Here is a 16,368-nt window from a genome sequence, read left to right on the forward strand (position 1 = left end):
ACAGGCTGTTTGGCGCCCTTCAGGGCTCGCTCGGTTTGTTCCAGGTCAGCCGCACCTTGAAGTTGGACGCAGTGCTGGCCGATGCAATGAAAGCCCCGGCCTCGGCATGCAGGTCTATGCCGAATTCCACGCTGACCTCGTCGGGCCGGTTCTCAAGGCTCAACAGCTCATCGATCACGCCCTGGACTGCGGGCCGGACATGCTCCAAGGCCCGCTGGAAAGTCTGCTGGGCCCTCGCGAAGACGCCGGAATAATCCCCTGCGTGATCGCCACCCCGGGTCACGATACTCCCGGCTGTGCTCGCGACCTCCACAACCACAGTGCCGCCGTCGTCGGTGGTGAACTCAACCAGCCGGCTCATGGCGAGGTTCCCGCGTTAGCAGCAGGCCCCGCTTCAGGTCCCGCTGCAGGGACGGTGCGGAGCCGCCGTGCCATCACGACGAACACCACGCCCACCGCGCAAAGAAGCATCAGATGCAGCAGCAACGGCAGCGCCTGCGACATGTACCAGCTCTCCATGAACACGCCTTTCCCTTGGATCCAGATGATCGGTTGCAACACCGTGGGCAGCAGGAGGAGCCACGCAAACGTTCGCCTCGCCGGGTCCTTCAGAGCCAGGATGCCCGCCCAAAGTCCGAAGGCGGCAAGGATAAAACTGGCTACGACGGCGGTCACTTCCACCGTGTAGTTCAAGCCCGCGAGCCCAAAGATCGCGGCGGAAAGCACGACGCCGGTCATCGCAAGACGCGCTTGTAGGGTCCGCTCCGGCAGCCCGGCGACCATAAGCAGCAGATAACCGAGGGGTGCCAGCAGGCCGTACAGGATCCGGAGCACGATGTCACCGCCGTTGTCCTGCCAATAGTTCTCGTCGAACCACATGAAGAACACCACAATGAACGTGCCCAGCAGCCCCGCCAGTGCCAGCGCGGCGCCACCCCACGCGAGCGGTGTCCAGGCAAGTGCTGGTTGCGGCGGTTTCGCGGATGGAGTGCCCGACGCAGGAACCTGGGTGGCTGCCGGTCTCTGCGCTGCGGGGGTTGCCGTTGCCCGCCGGGGCTCCGGATGCAGGTCCGCTGTGGTGGACGAGCCCTGTGGCTCCCTGTCGGGGGAAGGCTGCTTTGCAGGCTCCGGTTCTGGTTGTTTCGCCTTCTCGATCTCAGCCCTTGCAGCGCTCGCAAGTCCGTCTGGGTCGGCCGCGTTCGGGTCTAGCGTCGCAAGTTCGGCTGAAACATCAACCACGGCTCCCCATGAGCCCAGAGACGAGTGGTAGCGGAGTTCGCCCTGGAGGTCGGAGATACGTTGACGGCGCTCGCAGTCCTGACGGCGGCTTGCTGCCTCGGGGAACTCCCGATCTTCCTGAACCAGGGCAAAGCCGTCCGCCGCTGCCAGCCAATCTCCGGCCTCTTCAGCGGCGAGTGCCTCACGGTATGTGCGGGACATGTCCAGCCGGTGCTGTGCGCTCTCCCTTAGCGCCGTGGCGTCGCGGTAGCCGGGCTCCAACGTCAGGAGGTCATCGAACAATTCAACGGCTTGCTCGAAACGCCGTGCCCTTAACTCCGCGGACGCCTGGACATAAAGAGCACGCAATTGGGCTCGCTTCATGGCCTGGTCGGCGTTGGTTTGTGCCGACTTCGCGGTAGCGTCGTCTTTCGTACCGGAGCTCCCTGTGCCGGAGCTTGCCGGGGCCTGCAGCGGGACTGACGCTTGCCAGCCGGGGGTGGGCGCCGGCGTCTGGACAGCGGCTTGGCCGGCTTGCCCGCTCGAGGTGGGCGCCGACGTCGAACGTGCTTCCGAAGCCGCTGCTCGTGGCGTGCCGCGCAGCGTAAAGAGTTGAGTGGAGCCGCCCCGGACGTAGAGGGCGGGGGTGACCCATTCGAGTGTGCCGTCCGGGCTGGCCATGACCGAGATCCGGCCGACACGTGCTGCCTCGTCCACCGTTCGACCGTTGGCGATCGCGGCGTAGAAGCCGTGGGCGAAGGCGATGGCAGCGGAGTCACTGATGGCGAATTGCATTGCGGCGACAGCGCCAATCCCGCTCCTGACCAGGGAGGACGCGGTGCCGGAGAAGAGGTCGGATTGGCTCATCTCCCCGGAGGAACACGAGTTCAGCACAACCAGCCGCGGACGTGGAGCGGCAACACTCAGCAATGCCATGAGCCGCACGGCGCGGACCATTGCCGCCCTGCCGTCTGGCCCGACGAGGGCGATCCTGCCTTCGTCTGTGCGGGAATCGTAGTCGCCGTGGCCCACAAAGTGGACTACGTGCCAAGGACCGGCAAGCAACATGGATTGCACGTCATCCCAGGTTCCGCTCCTGGACCAGACAAGTTCCACGCGTCCCTCGGCAACGGGTCCCGCTAGCGCCCTACTTAGGTGGTCCTTTTCGGCGTCGACGTCCAGCGTGGGGAGGTCCCGAGGTGAGGCAACAATGCCGAGGATGCGCAGGGGAGGAGACACGTCCAGCGGGTTCTGGTTGTAGTCGGGGGCAGGGATGTGCCGCAACAGGGGTTCTGTTTGGCAGAGGTACGTCTCGGTTTCGCGGTCGAAGAGGGTCTCCCACGGCATGGTAGCCAATTCCGGGGCGGCAAGCCGCAAGACCACCCGCAGTTGCTGGCCTGCGTGTTGGGCCGCGCCCAGGCTGGCCCGGTACGTGCCGTAGACCTCGCGGGTGAACAAGGCCTGGAACAACTGCTGGCCAACTTCGCGGACTGCCATCTCGGCCACGGGCATGGTGCGGCGGGCCGCCACCGCGGAGGCAAGAACGGTCGCTTCAAGTTGGGGCAGCCGGTCCAGGATGCCGTCAACGTCCAAGGTGAACATCCCTGAAGCGTGGCCTCCCGCCGGAGCACGGACCACGTGCACCGTGTATTCGCCGCGCGCAGAGCCGGTATCGATCTCCAGCTCGATGTCACAGTCCATCGCGGATCCCTTGTGCGAGGGACATCCGGACTCTGGGTCAAGAGCACGCCGGATATCCCTACGTACAGATTGGCCCTCAGCCCGGCTCCCCACAAGACCCTGATAGCCCTGCGCTCGTGGAGCCACATCTGCAGAGGGGCAGCCCTTGTAGACGACCCGGCCCCGGCCTACGGTTAATCCGAGGAGAGGTGGTCTGCGATGGAAATCTTCATGTGGTGGCTGGACTTGCACATGGACAGCAAGGAGTGGCTACGCGAAAACCTGCGTGCCGAGGAACTTCCGTTACAGGTCCTGCAGCACATTGCCGAGGCTGGGGGCCCTCATCCAGACAAAGTCAGTGGAGTGCTGACGGTGCAGGATTGGGACTTCATTGAGACGCAGTCGGAGTTCGTGGACTAAGGCAGGGCCCGAGCCAGCCTCGCGGAAAGCCGATTTACGTCTGCTGTGGGCTTTTCTGCTGTAAAGGTTCTTCGTGGAGAGCATTCTGGAATTGACTGACCATTTCCTGGCGGAAGGCATCGAAGTCTCCGGCCAGAGCTAGCTCAGCCAATTTCTCGTGCTCAACAGCGATCTCGTGCAGGTCGCTATAGGTACGGTGATCGACCGCCAGGTAGAGACGCAACTTGTTCTCCCACCCGTTCCACATGTTGTGCAGGGCGGTGTTCCCCGAAAATTCGTAGAAGAGCCTGTGGAAACGAAGGTGGGCGTCAATGCTGGCTGGGATGTCATTGGTGTCAGTGGCCCGGTACAGTTCCTCGATGGTCTGCTTGAGCCGGAGCCGCTCGGGACCCCGCAGGGTGGGGGCTGAGAGCTCAGCAGCATAGGGCTCGACGAGTACCCGGACCGACGCGATTTCTGCGACGTCACGGGCGCTGACTTCTACGACGAAGGATCCCCGGAAAGGGACCTTTACCACTAGCCCTTCTTCCTCGAGCTTTGTCAGCGCCTCACGTAGCGGGGATCGGCTGATACCGAGGTCGGCGGCGATATGTGTCTCGCGCAGTTGTTCCCCGGGAGGCACAGTTCCGTTAAGGATGGCGGTGCGGAGTACGCGGTAGACACCATCCGGCGTCGTCATCCGCTGTTCCTGCCATGTGAACTTGCGGTCCATGTTCCGCCTCCCTTGTCGATTGTCGATTATACCGGGCTAGCTCGTCCTGAACCGTTCGGGGCGAACGAATTCCAGCCCGTCGAGCGACTGTTTGCCGAGCGCCTCGTACGCGGCGATGTGACCAAAGCCAGTGGCATTTTTGAACCCGCCTCCGGAGAAGCCTGTGGCGCAGTAGATCCTGCTGGACTCGCCGAACCAGCCCAACAGCGGATTGCGGTCCTCGGTGTAGAGATCCGGGAAGGCGTCCGAGCGGACGATGCTGGGAACCAGGCCGGGCAGGAATTCGGTGACGGTTCCCAAAGTGTCGGCAATTTCGGCTGCTGAGAGTTCCCTGGGGAAAGCATCGGGGTCCGTTGTCACGGTGCCCCGGCCGTCCAGGGTGGCTTTGACTGTAACGCCGTCCACGGCGGGTGCCCCGTACATGGAGCGGTCCTCGTACATCCGGTTGAATGTGGGGAACTTCTCCGGGGTGAACTGCGCTGCGTCGCGGGCAACGAACCAGCTCAGGAAAACCCTGCGCGTTTCGGTGTGTGGCTTCAGGTAATCAGGCATGAGACGCCGGGACCAACCCCCTGAGGCGACGATGACGTTCTCGAAGGTCCAGGAGGTGTCTCCGGAGGTGAGGACAACGCCGTCGTTGGTTTCCCGGATGCTGGTAACAGGAGTGTTGCCAAGGACTGTTGCCCCGTTCGCTTGTGCAGCGGCAACGGCTGCCGTTACTGCCCGGTCAGTCCGCAGGACACCGGCGTTGGGGTCGAACACCGCGGAGTCGTCAGCACGGAGGTTGTGTTGAGGGTAACGTTCGGCCATTTCCTCACGGCTCAGGATCTGGTGGGCAGCCCCATTGATCCGGGCAGTCTCCAGAATGCTGCGGAGGTATGGCCCATCGGTGGTGCCCATGGAGAGTCCGCCACAGCGGGTGAGGATGTCCTGTCCCGTTTCTGCCTCGAGTTCCGCCCAGAGATCCCGTGAGCGCTCCAGGATGGGATATTGCGCGGGGCTGCCGCGGTAGATCATGCGGAACAGCCGGGTGTCCCCGCCTACGGCGCTGCGTCCATGGGCCGGGGTGTGTGCTTCGAAACCGACCACGGATTCGGAAAGACGCGAGGCCTGCCAGAGTGCCATGCTTCCGATGCTGCCCAGGCCGATGACGGCCAGTTTTCCGTCCATGGCTCAGAGCACCTCGGAATCTGCATTCATGAACAGCAGGCTGTCGGCTGTTTCGCGGACAAAGCCCATGCTTCTGTGGTTAAGGGTTTGCATGAGGGGAGAACGTCTCCTAGTTGAGCTTGGCATCGGTGATGGCACCGGATTCGAGGCCCCAATTCGAGAGGGACTTCTTGTACTCCGGGCTGTTCAGGACGGACTGGGTGGCGGCCTGGAGAGCGGGGGTCAGGGGAGAGCCCTTCTTCAGGCCGATAGCGGTGAGGTCGCTGGAGCCAACGTTGACCTGCGGAGTCAGGATGGTGAACGATTTGGGCTGCTGCTTCTCGGCCCAGGCGAGGGAGGTTGTGTCATAGAGGATGCCGTCGACCCGCTTGGACGCCAACTGTGTCAGGGCCTCCTGGACGTTGGGCAGGGTCACGGCATTGATCGCGGGCTGTCCCTTGGAGGTGCAGGTCTGCTCCGAAAGGGCAGGGAGGCGCTTGAGTTGACCTGTGGAGCCGGCTGTGACGGCAATGTTCTTGCCGCACAGGGTTTCGTTGGTGAGCTTCAAAGGATTACCCGCGGCCACGGCCACTGAGTTGCCGGCCTTGAAGTAATCGATCATGTCCAGGACCTTCAGCCGCTCCGGCGTCGGTGCCATGGTGGTGACCGTAAAGTCGTAGCGGCCCCCGTCAATGCCAGGAATGATCGTGTCGAAGACGGTGTTTTCGAACTTCAGCTTCAGGCCGAGCTTCTTTGCCACGAGGCGGGCGATGTCCGGGTTCAGGCCGATCGGCGTCGAGTTGTCTTCAGCGAGGAACGTCGTCGGCGGGTAGTGCAGGTCCATCGCGACTGTCAGTTCGCCCTTGTCCTTGTAGGAAGCTGGCAACAGGCTCACGGCCTTTTCGTCAGGCTGGACGCCCTCGGAGATGTCGGCCGTTTTCGGATCTGTTGGGGCGGTGCTTGTTGTCCCGCCACAGCCGGTGAGGGCCAGCAGCATTGCAAACCCAGCGGCTACAGCCTGGATCTTGTTTTTGGTCTTCATGGTGTACCTCCGCGGGCGATTCAAATGAAGGTTTTTGCATGGTGCCCTATTCGTGCAGTCCGGCGAGCCTGCTGCCGAATCTGGCCAGGAGGGACGTCTTGGTTGAATCCTTGCGCTCTTCCCATTGATCAGCAAGACCGAAAAGCCGGTACATGCCGTGAACACCCAACCAGCGAATGGGTTCCGGTTCCCATTTCCGTGCACGGTAGCCAACCCAGGGGAGCGTGGTCCGTTCCGTTTCCCGTTCGAAGGCCAGTTCCGCGAGCGTTCGCCCGCCCACGTACGCGGCTGTAACACCGTGTCCGGCATAGCCGGTGGACGATCCGATTCCGGATGCCTGGTCCCAATTGACGCCCCCGTTCCAGTCACGGGTGACGCCCAGGACTCCGGACCAGGCGTGGTCCACTTCGAACTGGATCCCAGGGAAGAAGGAACGGAGTTTGGTAGAGATCAGATCGATCGTTGACTGGGCAGTAGCGCCGGCGCCTCCGGTGCCGGAGCCGTAGCGGTAGGGCCGTCCCCGACCACCAATGGCGATGCGGCCATCAGCTGTGCGTTGGGAGTAGATGAACGTGTGCGCGGAGTCATTGAGGCACTCCAGCCCGTTCCATCCAATCTGTTGCCATGCGTCGTCAGAGAGCGGTTTGGTGACAATCATCGAGGAGTTGATCGGTATCAGCGTTCGTTTGCCAAGCAGCTGTCCCGAATACCCTTCGGTGCAGATGAAGGTCTTGCTTGCGGTCACCCGCCCATGGTCGAGTGCGAGGGTGGAGCCATCGATGCTGCCTACCCGGCTGCGTTCGTAGATGTTCACCCCCATGGCCGTCAGGGTGTCCGCGAGGCCGTGGACAAGTTTGGCCGGCTGGATCCGGGCACAGTGCTTGTAGAAGAGCCCTCCGTGGACGGTGGAGATGTTGACGCGGCTTTGGAACTCGTCCCGGTCCAGCAGATGGACCTCGTGTTCAGTCACGCCATACTTCAGGTCGGCGTCACGCCTGGTGACCAGTCTTCCCAGCCCCGCCTTGGTATGGGCGGCGACCAGCGCGCCGCCCTTGTGCTGGTCCGCATCGATGCCCTCGGCCTGGAGAATGCCAAGGACAGAGTCGACGCCGGCAATGAACTCCTGCTGGAAGGCCCTGCTTGCGTCCAGCCCGCCTTCGGATACGCGGGCAAATGTTGCCCGGTTGCCGGGAACCATGGCGGACAGCCAGCCGCCGTTTCGCCCGGAGGCTCCGTAGCCGATCTGTTCTGCCTCAAAAACCGCCACCGACAGTGAGGGCTCGAGCTTCTTGGCGAAGTAGGCAGCCCAGAGGCCTGTGTACCCACCGCCAATGATTGCCAGGTCCACGGTCCCTTCGCCTGCGAAACGCGGGTACGTTGGCCGGTTTTCCGCGAGTCCGGCCATCCAGAAGCCGAGGTCTCCGTTTCGGGGTGTTGCTGTGAGGGCTTTCATCTTTGTCCTACTTTGTGGGGAGTTTGGTGAGCCAGTGGAAGGCGGTGTGCTGTTTAGAAAGCGGTGTAGCCGCCGTCGACGGGCAGTACGGCGCCTGTGATGTAGGACGATTCCGGGGACGCCATGAAAAGTATGGCGTCGGCAATTTCTTCGGGAGTTGCCAGGCGCCGGAGTGGGATCTGGCCCTCGCGTTCTGCCCGGTACGCCTGGGGATCGGGCCGGCGCTGGAACGATGCCTCTATGACCGGGGTGACGGTCAGACCTGGTGCGACGACGTTGACGCGGATGTTGCGTGAGGCCCACTCGATTGCGGCTCCTTTGGCGAGCATGATGAGGCCGCCCTTGGCCGCGGAGTAAAGGACTTCATCGGGCTTGCCAACCATGCCCAGCCGTGAACCGACCAAGACGAACGAGCCGCCCGTAGCAGGCATCAACGGTGCAAAATGCTTCATCATCAGGAAAGCGCTGAGGAGGTTGCTGTGGAGCACGTTTTTGGCATCTTCATACGCCATCTCCGTCAGCGGGCCGCTTACCTGCAGGCCATGGTTAAGGACGACGACGTCCACGGTGCCGAACGCTTCGGCAGCCTGACGGGCGAGGCTTTCGACGAATGCCTCGTCATTTAGATCTCCGGGGACGTACACGTCGTCAGTTTGGGCGCTATCGAGCTGCTCCCTGCGCCCGGTGAGCAGCAGCCGGGCGCCTTCGCGGCGGAAGTGGGAACTCACTGCTTCCCCGATTCCGCTGCTGGCGCCGGTTATGACAGCAGTGGTCTTATCAAGTCTCATGGTGGTCAGTCCTTCTACGGTAAGTTGCTTGGTTGCGGGCTGGGGGTCGGCGGGTACGGCCCCCACGAATCAGCTGAGGAATCCGCGGGCATCCACCCGCCACCGTTCCAGCGATGTTCCCGTGCTGTCAGTGACGATGTACTCCTCGAAATTGACCACCACCGGGCAGACGTGATTCGGCACGATCGGGAGCACCGTGCCAACGCCCGGCTGGAAATCGCCGGCCGGGAGGGGAAGGAACCCGTGGTATTCGTTGAGCTTGGACAGAACCGCCGACGTGCCGGGGACGGCGCCATAGCCGATCTGTGGGTTGCCCTCCCGGCTGAGAGCTTTGGTGCCCACATCGAGAATGACCTGATCGGGAACCCAGTCGCTGACCACCGTGCCGGCGACGAACAGGGCAATCTGATCTTCCGTGCATGCCCCGAGCCGCGCGTTGTTCAAGTCATTGAACACGTATTCGCCTGGCCTGATTTCGGTGATCACGTTGCTCGTGGAGTACTCAACGGTGGGTGTTGAGCCCGCGCTGACGACGTCTGCGCTGATGCCCGCCGCGCTGAAGCTCCGCACCGCTGTGGTGAGGGCGGCTTCCTGGTCCATCGCGGCTCGCTGGCGGGAGTCCGGGCTGGCGCTTCCATGACCTGGATAGGTGAAGACACCCACCGGCACCAGCCCCCGCCGGCGGGCGGCCGCGGCGAGTTCGCCGGCGAACTCTGGTGGTGCGCCGGAACGGCGCGCACCGCAGTCCACCTCGATGACAACCTGCAGCCGTTCGGCCTCAGATCCCATCGCATCAGCGAGGGCATCGATCGCCGCGAAATTGTCGACGCCGACTCGTAGCCGCGTGGTTACGGCAAGTTTGCGGATGCGCAGGCCTTTCGTCCCCGAAGGCCAGATTGGGTAGGCGATGAAGATATCGTCGAAGCCCGCTGCGGCGAAGACTTCGGCCTCACCAACATTGCCGGCCGTGATTCCCACAGCTCCAGCCTTGACCTGTCGACGGCCGATTTCGACGCATTTGTGCGTTTTTACATGCGGTCTGACATTGAGTCCCTGCCGGTCGGCGAAGCCCTGCATGCGATCGATGTTGTCCTGCATAACGTCTGCCAGCACGATCGGCGCCGGGGTGTCGACCCGCTCGACCAGAGCGTTGAGTGCTCCTTGGATACGGTTCACGCTGTTCTCCTCATGAATTTTGCCGCCAACATGTCCGCGGCTAAGCGGCTGTGCAGATCATCTGGATCTCTACAGGAGTGTTGGCCGGCAGCCCGGCGACGCCGATTGCGGTGCGGGCGTGCCGTCCGTTCTCCCCCAACACCTCGATGAGCAATTCGCTGGCCGCGTTGGCGACCCGAGATTGCAGACCGAAATCCGGTGTACTGGCCACGAACACCAGCATCTGCACGATCCGGACCCGGTCCAGGTCTCCCACCGCCTGCACAGCCGCGGCGAGGCAGTTGAGCGCGGCATGGCGGGCCAGCTCCCGCGCTGTCTCCAGCCCCACGTCCCGCCCCACGATGCCTTGGCCCAGCAGCACACCGTCCTTGTAAGGTAGTTGGCCGGCGATGTGGATACTGGAACCCACCTCGCGGTGGTCCACGTAATAAGGGCTGTCAGCGAGGGTTGGAAGCTCCAGGCCAAGGGCCCGGAGCCGATCCAAAGCCGAGCCCGCCATAGTGACGCTCATCTGTAATCGGGTCTTTCTTAGGAAGCAGCGGGACGGGGCAGGCCGAAGAGTACGGGGAGCTCGGCGATGTCGGTGATCCGCTCGTAGCCGAGCCAGTGCTCGTCATGCTCGAAGCCACGGTCCACATACACCTTGTTCTTGATGCCCATGGTGGCTGCGGACCGGTGGTCGTACATCGGGCTTGCAGAGACGTGCACAACCTCGTCGGGCGTGACGCCAAGTTTGTCGAACATGTACTCAAAGGCTCCGAGCCGGGGCTTGTACATGCCCATCTGCTCGGCGCTGATGACGGTTGCAAACGGAGCTTGGAGGTTTTCCGAAAGTCGCTCAGCGTGCACCGTGTCGCTGTTGGTAATGATGACCAGGGGGACTGCCTCGGCGAGGCGGTTCAGGGCCTCGGTCACACCTGGGTAGGGACCCCACGTGGGGACAATTTCGTAAACCGCCCTTGCGTCGGCCTCGCGGTACTCAAGGCCGAGCCTGCGTGAGGCGCGTTCCATGGAGTTGGCGATGATTTGGTGGAAGGGCTTGTAATCGCCCATGCACTCATCGATCCGGTATGCCTTGGTGGCCTGCAGGTATTCATCGGCGAGCTCCGCCGGCAGGCGTTCGCCCAGGACCGCACGGGTCGCGTCGGCGATAGCGAACTTGATGAGTGTTCCGTTCATGTCGAATGTTGCGAACTTCGGCTTGATGTCGAATGCCATCTTTTCCTCCAGTTTTGATTTTGATTGCTCTCGTCGATTGTCGACGAGCGCGACTTGTGAAGTACCGTCGATTGTCGACAATACTCGTCTCGGTTGTAGATTGTCAACGGTTTTGTTGCCCCGAAGCAAAAAGCTATCCAGGACAGCCCGGGTTCATTACATGGTTGCTACTGCGCTTCAAGCATGGAGTCCCGCAGCCGGGACTGGACCAACGCCAGTCCTGCATATGCCGCCCCTTGGGCCACCGAGAGTCCGACGACTTGCGGCACCACGGTGATCCCGGGGACTACCGGAAGGCTTTGTGCCAGCCGCCTGCGTGCCTCGGGAAGGACTTCGTCCACGAGCGGACTCAGGCGGCCCACGAAATATACAGATTCGGGGTCAAGCGTCACGGCAACGGCGCCGACGGCGGCGACCACCGCCGTCGTAAATGCCTCCATCACTTCCGCGCGGGACGCCGCATCCTTCGGTTGGGACCAGAGCGCCTGGATGTCGTCCAGGTCCAGTCCCCGTCTCCTGGCGAATTGGACGAATCCCTTGGTACTTAACAGTCCCTCGAGTGTCTCGTTGCCAACACCGGAGAACAGAACCTCACCAAGGTGGCCAAAAGCCGAAGTTCGGCCCTTTGCGATTTCATGATCAGTGCAACTGGCGAAGCTCAGCTCCGTACTCAGCATGAAGAGAACAGCATTTCCTATGGTCGCGTCTTCCTCCAGAATCCCCCGGAGCGACGCACTGGCATCGCTCTCCAGCAGCAGGGGAGCATTCAATCGATCTTCGATCGTCTTTTGAAGAAGGGCCGTTTCCGTCCGGACGCGTCCAGGGAGGGCGGCGACGATTTGGCGAAGTGGCCCCTCGGCGGACTTGCTGGTGTCCACTACCAAGTCCAGCAGCCACTCGGAAGTGGCTTCCATATCGCCGCCCTCCCGGCTGGGAACGATCACGTGCCTGACCTCGCGGCCCCGCAGGTCCGTCACCAGGACGCATGTGGTCCGCGCCCCGAACGAGATGCCCACAACATGCCCCGCCGTACCGGGCACATCCAGATAGGTGGAGGGCCGGCCGCGGCGTGCGACCGCATTGACTCCCTGTTCGACGACGAAACCGTCGTAACGAAGCTCATCCACCTTCCGGGATACCGTGGCCTGGCTCAATCGCGTCAATTCGATGAGCCTGGTACGGGTCAAGGGTGCCTCTGAAAGGAGAGCATCAAGAACCGAAGCCTTGGTGTAGTCGCGTGCGGTGGGGTTGGTACGCATAGCACAACCTTAATGAGGTATCAGAGCGAGGCCAGGACGTGACCGGGCGGCTTCTAGCGGATCTTGGCGTCAGTAATAGCTGATTCTCCCAGGCCCCAGTAGTCCAGGGACTTCTTGTATTCCGGGGATTCCAGAACCGACTGGGTTGCTTTCTGGAGTGCCGGGGTCAGGGGTGACCCCTTCTTCAGGCCCATGGCGACATTGGTGTCAGTGCGGGTATCCATGCGCGGCTGCAAGGTGGTGAAGTGGTTGGGCTGCTGGTCGTTGGCCCAGGCCAGGGCACTGGCATCGTAAAAGACAGCGTCGATCCGCTTGGAGTCCAGTTGTGTCAGGGCTTCCTGGACGTTGGGCAGGGTGATGGCGTTGATGGCCGGCTTGCCCTGGGATGTGCAGGTCCACTCCGAGACATTGGGCAGGTGCTTCAGTTGCTGTGTTGAGCCCTTTGTCACACCAACGTTCTTGCCGCAGAGCGTGTCATTGGTCAGGTTGAGCGGGTTGCCATTCGCTACGGCTACGGCCGAGCCTCCCTTGAGGTAGTTGATCATGTCCAACACCTTCAGCCGCTCGGCTGTAGCGGACATGGTGGTGGCGGTGAAGTCGTAGCGGCCGCCGTCGATGCCGGGAATGATTGTGTCGAACGCCGTGTTCTCGAACTTCAGCTTCAGGCCCAGCTTCTTTGCTACCAAACGGGCAAGGTCCGGGTTTACGCCAATGGGCGTTGTGTTGTCCTCGGCGAGGAACGTCATCGGCGGGGAGCTGAGGTCCATCGCGACCGTCAGCTCGCCCTTGTCCTTGATGGCCTTCGGCAGCAACGCCACCGCCGCGGCGTCCGGTTGGACACCCTCTGATATGTCACGGGTGTTCTGTGTCTTCGGAATCTCCGTCGCTTCAGTCCCTGTTGCGGCACCACCGCATGCAGTCAGGGCCAACAGTACAGCGAGCCCCGCAGCGGCTGTTTGGATCTTGTGTGTCGTCTTCATGGTGCAACCCTTCAAGTGATTTCGGCTGGTGTAATGCACAGAGTGCTTTCACAGTGGAAGGCACAATCCCCAAGCATTTGGTGCCGGCGCCAGGCCGGCCTGTTTGTTGTTGCGCCTTAGCGCAGTGCCTTGAGGGCACGGCCCATTCCTTCAAGCAGGCGATCGGCGTCGTCACTGGAAAAGGGCATTGGCGGACGGATTTTCAGGACGTTGCCCTGCGCGCCGCAAGCCGAGATCAGGATCCGGTCCTGCCGGAGGGCATTGACTATGCTGGCGGCGGCGTCCCCGTTTGGAGTGAGGGTGGACCGATCGGTCACGAGGTCGACGCCGATGAACAAGCCGCTACCGCGTACTTCTGCCACCTGGTCGAGATTCCGGGTGAGGTCCTTCAGGCCGGTGAGGATCTTTCCGCCAACTTTCAAAGCGTTCTCTATGAGTGATTCCTCCCGGATGACGTCCAGAACGGCCTGGGCTGCCGCTATGGCTACTGAATTTCCGCCGAAGGTGTTGAAGTAGCGGATGTTCTTCCCGAACTCCTGCAGCAATTCGGGCTTGAAGATTGCTGCCGCTACGGGAATGCCGTTACCCATGGGCTTGCCGATGGTCACGATGTCGGGGACGATTCCGTGGCGCTGGAAGCCCCACCATTCCTCACCCGTCCGGCCGAATCCCGGCTGTACTTCGTCTGCGATGTACAGGCCACCCACGGCATGGATCTCTTCGATGATGGGGCGGAGGAAGCCTGACGGGCCAGCGAAGACACCGTCGGAGGAGAAGATGCTGTCGGCGATGAAAGCGGCCACTCCGATACCGTGCCGGTGCAGGTCAGCGATGGCTGCCCGCACCTGGGCCCGCAGGTGATCCTGCAGCGAGGCTTGATCTGATGAATAGCGCAGGGCGTCAGGGGCGTCGATAACCCGCACGTTCGCACCCAGCGGCACACCCTTGCCCAAGGAAGGTGAGAACGACGAGACCTCGGCAGTAAGGCCGTGGTACGCGCCGGCCGTGACGATGATGCCCTGCTGTCCGGTCACATATTTTGCGACGCGCATCGCGAGGTCATTGGCTTCTGAACCGGTGCACGTGAACATGACATGGCCGAGTTCGGCGGGGAACGTTGAAAGGAGCTGCTCCGAGTAATCCAGGATGGACTCCTGGACGTAGCGGGTGTTCGTGTTCAGCGTCTGCATCTGCTGGTGTACAGCTTCAATGACACGCGGGTGGCCGTGACCGACAGAGGGAACGTTGTTGTAGACGTCGAGATATTCATTGCCGTCCCGGTCAAACAACGTGACGCCCTTGCCGCGAACGATTTCCAGCGGCTCGTCGTAAAAGAGCCTGTAACTGGGCCCCAGGCTCTTGTCCCGGCGTCGAATGCTCTTTTGCATCTGGTCCGGGAGCTCGTCCAAGCGGCTGGGATCGAAGCCGTTAACCATGGCCTTGGACGGTTTGCGGATTATTTGGGAAGAGAGGTCCATGGTTTCTCCTGGGGGCTCGGCGGTGGGTTCATGGTGTGAAAGAAAGTTCTGGTGCCGGCGCCGCGGCGGTGGAGGCGAGCCGGTCCCAATCGGGTTTTGAGTGGGAGAGGAGATAGTCGCGCCTTTGCGGCAGCTGGCTTGCGCGCCACTGGGTTATCAGGGCCCGCAGCAGCAGGCGAGCCTGGGCAGAGACGGTCAGGGCCTCCAACTCCTGCCCCGGCAAGGGGTGGATGCTTCGATAACCGTTCATGACGTGGAGTGCGTGCTCCCAGGGGCTGGCCGGGTCGGCCCCCAGCAGGTTGGCCATGGTGACGCTGATGTCGAAGATTACGGGGGTTCGCACGACGTCCCCGAAGTCGATAATCCCGGTCACGTAATCGGGCCTGCTGGGGTTGACCAGGACATTGAACGGACTGAAATCCCCGTGGACAACCTGGGAGGTCAGGGTGCCGAGGAGCGGAACGACTTTTTCGTCGAACTGATCGAAAATGTCCTCCGCGAGGGATCGTTTTTCCTGGTCCTCCACGTAGTCAAGCAAGGGCCGCATCCGGTGGAAGTGCTTAAGGTCCCAGAGGAGCAAACGGTTGGCGCGAGGATGATCGAAATCCTGCAAAGCAATCCCCAGGCGGGCCAGGCTTGAGCCCACCAATCGAAGCTGGCCGGCCGACGCGTCTTGATTGGCCAGCAAGTCGCCAGGCAGGAACCGCATCACCCGCAGTACCCGATCAAAGGCTCCCGCAGGGGCCGGAATGAGGACTTGCGGCTCTCCGCCAAGACTCCTGACAAGACGCTGGACTGGAAGATCAGGGGCAGTCCGTTCCAAATGCTCCATGCAAGCCGTTTGAAGGTGGACGATCACTGGATCCTCATCCGGGGCTGAAATCTTCACCAGATACGTTTCGTCCCCATCCCGGAGCCGGAAAGTCTCGTCCTTCTCGGTGGGAATCCTGACCAGCATTCCCTTTAGGCCGTAGAACTGTTCAAGCAGCTCCAAAACGGCGGGGTCAGCGAGCTGCGGATGCTCCGCCAGGAGTCCACTCTCTGATGCCACTGCTTGGATAAAAGCAGAATCGCTCATTTCAGCCTTTCATCGACGGAGAGCCAGCAACCGATTTAGAGACCGAGGTGCTTGTTGATCTCGTCCAGCGACTTAACGCTGTTGTAGTCGTAGCCGCCGGTGATGGGGTCGTAGCCGCGGTCCAGAACCCAGAGGTTACGGAAGCCCATGTCGTGCATCGGGTGCATGTCGTACCGGGTGTGCGAGGCGATGTGCAGGAAGTCTTCCGGCTTGGCGTTCAGGGTGTCGAGCATGTACTCGAAGGCTTGGTAGCGGGGCTTGTAGGCCTGTGCCTGTTCGGCGGTCAACACGGCGTGGAAGTCAGCACCGAGTTTGGGGATGCTGATCTCCAGGAAGCTGTCGTCGGCGTTGGACAGGGCCACCAGCTTGTAGTTGTCGCCCATGAGTTTCAGCGGCGCCGGCACGTCGTCGTGGGCACCAAAGCCGCGGACAGCGTCAGCGAACTCTGCCCCTGCGCCAGGGGTTGGCCCAATGCCAAAGAACTTGCATACCCGGTCAAAGGAATTCTGCAGGATTTGCTCGTACGGCTTGTAGTCGCCAAGGACTTCGTCGAAGCGGTATCCGCGGAACACCTTCTTGAACGCGGGCCACTGCTCTTCAGGCAAACGGCCCGCGAGCAAGCGCCGGGTAGTGGAGTCAGTATCCCAGTTGATCAGTGTGCCGTAGATGTCAAAGGAGATGTACTTCGGGCGGGAGTCGGTAGTAGCCATGATGGGT

Annotated in this window: 16 protein-coding genes; 1 reads left to right on the forward strand and 15 read right to left on the reverse strand. The window is 62.0% G+C overall.

Going from position 1 to position 16,368, the window contains the following annotated elements:
• Positions 1-19: 19 nt before the first annotated feature.
• Together ACFX4T_RS06185 and ACFX4T_RS06190 are read right to left on the reverse strand one after the other, a co-directional pair.
• Complete coding sequence (locus ACFX4T_RS06185; RefSeq protein WP_216924593.1) at positions 20-361, reverse strand: CU044_2847 family protein; 342 nt, start codon at positions 359-361, stop codon at positions 20-22.
• Positions 358-2,919: a CHAT domain-containing protein gene (locus tag ACFX4T_RS06190; RefSeq protein ID WP_377651136.1), complete on the reverse strand. Its 2,562-nt coding sequence runs from the start codon at positions 2,917-2,919 to the stop codon at positions 358-360. The genes ACFX4T_RS06185 and ACFX4T_RS06190 overlap by 4 nt, the downstream gene beginning before the upstream one ends.
• Before the next feature lie 198 nt (positions 2,920-3,117).
• Between ACFX4T_RS06190 and ACFX4T_RS06195 the strand changes: the two genes are divergently transcribed.
• A complete protein-coding gene (locus tag ACFX4T_RS06195) occupies positions 3,118-3,318 on the forward strand; it encodes a hypothetical protein (RefSeq protein ID WP_223947361.1) in 201 nt (66 codons plus the stop codon).
• Between the two features lie 34 nt (positions 3,319-3,352).
• Here ACFX4T_RS06195 and ACFX4T_RS06200 read toward each other — a convergent pair whose 3' ends face one another.
• The 13 genes from ACFX4T_RS06200 to ACFX4T_RS06260 form a co-directional block, all read right to left on the reverse strand.
• Complete coding sequence (locus ACFX4T_RS06200) at positions 3,353-4,030, reverse strand: GntR family transcriptional regulator (protein WP_216924599.1); 678 nt, start codon at positions 4,028-4,030, stop codon at positions 3,353-3,355.
• Positions 4,031-4,066: 36 nt separating this feature from the next.
• Positions 4,067-5,200: an FAD-dependent oxidoreductase gene (locus ACFX4T_RS06205; protein WP_377651137.1), complete on the reverse strand. Its 1,134-nt coding sequence runs from the start codon at positions 5,198-5,200 to the stop codon at positions 4,067-4,069.
• Between the two features lie 109 nt (positions 5,201-5,309).
• Positions 5,310-6,221 (reverse strand): ABC transporter substrate-binding protein, encoded by a 912-nt coding sequence (locus tag ACFX4T_RS06210; RefSeq protein WP_223947358.1) that lies wholly within the window; start codon positions 6,219-6,221, stop codon positions 5,310-5,312.
• A 46-nt stretch (positions 6,222-6,267) separates the two neighbouring features.
• Positions 6,268-7,674 carry an NAD(P)/FAD-dependent oxidoreductase gene (locus ACFX4T_RS06215; protein WP_377651138.1) on the reverse strand — a complete coding sequence of 469 codons (1,407 nt, stop codon included), beginning with the start codon at positions 7,672-7,674 and terminating at the stop codon, positions 6,268-6,270.
• Positions 7,675-7,727: 53 nt separating this feature from the next.
• Positions 7,728-8,462, reverse strand: a complete 735-nt coding sequence (locus tag ACFX4T_RS06220) for an SDR family NAD(P)-dependent oxidoreductase (RefSeq protein ID WP_223947356.1) — start codon at positions 8,460-8,462, stop codon at positions 7,728-7,730.
• A 69-nt stretch (positions 8,463-8,531) separates the two neighbouring features.
• On the reverse strand, positions 8,532-9,638 hold the full coding sequence (locus ACFX4T_RS06225; protein WP_223947355.1) for an alanine racemase: 1,107 nt from the start codon (positions 9,636-9,638) through the stop codon (positions 8,532-8,534).
• Positions 9,639-9,678: 40 nt separating this feature from the next.
• Positions 9,679-10,149, reverse strand: coding sequence for a RidA family protein (locus tag ACFX4T_RS06230; protein ID WP_216924609.1), 471 nt, complete (start codon positions 10,147-10,149; stop codon positions 9,679-9,681).
• A 17-nt stretch (positions 10,150-10,166) separates the two neighbouring features.
• On the reverse strand, positions 10,167-10,856 hold the full coding sequence (locus ACFX4T_RS06235; protein WP_216924611.1) for a haloacid dehalogenase type II: 690 nt from the start codon (positions 10,854-10,856) through the stop codon (positions 10,167-10,169).
• Positions 10,857-11,023: 167 nt separating this feature from the next.
• Positions 11,024-12,115, reverse strand: a complete 1,092-nt coding sequence (locus ACFX4T_RS06240) for an ROK family protein (protein ID WP_377651139.1) — start codon at positions 12,113-12,115, stop codon at positions 11,024-11,026.
• Between the two features lie 53 nt (positions 12,116-12,168).
• Complete coding sequence (locus ACFX4T_RS06245) at positions 12,169-13,095, reverse strand: ABC transporter substrate-binding protein (protein WP_377651140.1); 927 nt, start codon at positions 13,093-13,095, stop codon at positions 12,169-12,171.
• Positions 13,096-13,211: 116 nt separating this feature from the next.
• Positions 13,212-14,573, reverse strand: coding sequence for an aspartate aminotransferase family protein (locus ACFX4T_RS06250; protein WP_377651141.1), 1,362 nt, complete (start codon positions 14,571-14,573; stop codon positions 13,212-13,214).
• 28 nt (positions 14,574-14,601) lie between these two features.
• Entirely contained in the window at positions 14,602-15,651 is a 1,050-nt protein-coding gene (locus ACFX4T_RS06255; RefSeq protein WP_377651142.1) for a phosphotransferase, read from the reverse strand.
• 35 nt (positions 15,652-15,686) lie between these two features.
• Positions 15,687-16,361 (reverse strand): haloacid dehalogenase type II, encoded by a 675-nt coding sequence (locus ACFX4T_RS06260; RefSeq protein WP_216924619.1) that lies wholly within the window; start codon positions 16,359-16,361, stop codon positions 15,687-15,689.
• Positions 16,362-16,368: the final 7 nt, after the last annotated feature.

The organism is Paenarthrobacter sp. YIM B13468, from assembly GCF_042788025.1.
In the GTDB taxonomy this organism is placed as follows: Bacteria; Actinomycetota; Actinomycetes; order Actinomycetales; family Micrococcaceae; genus Arthrobacter; species Arthrobacter aromaticivorans.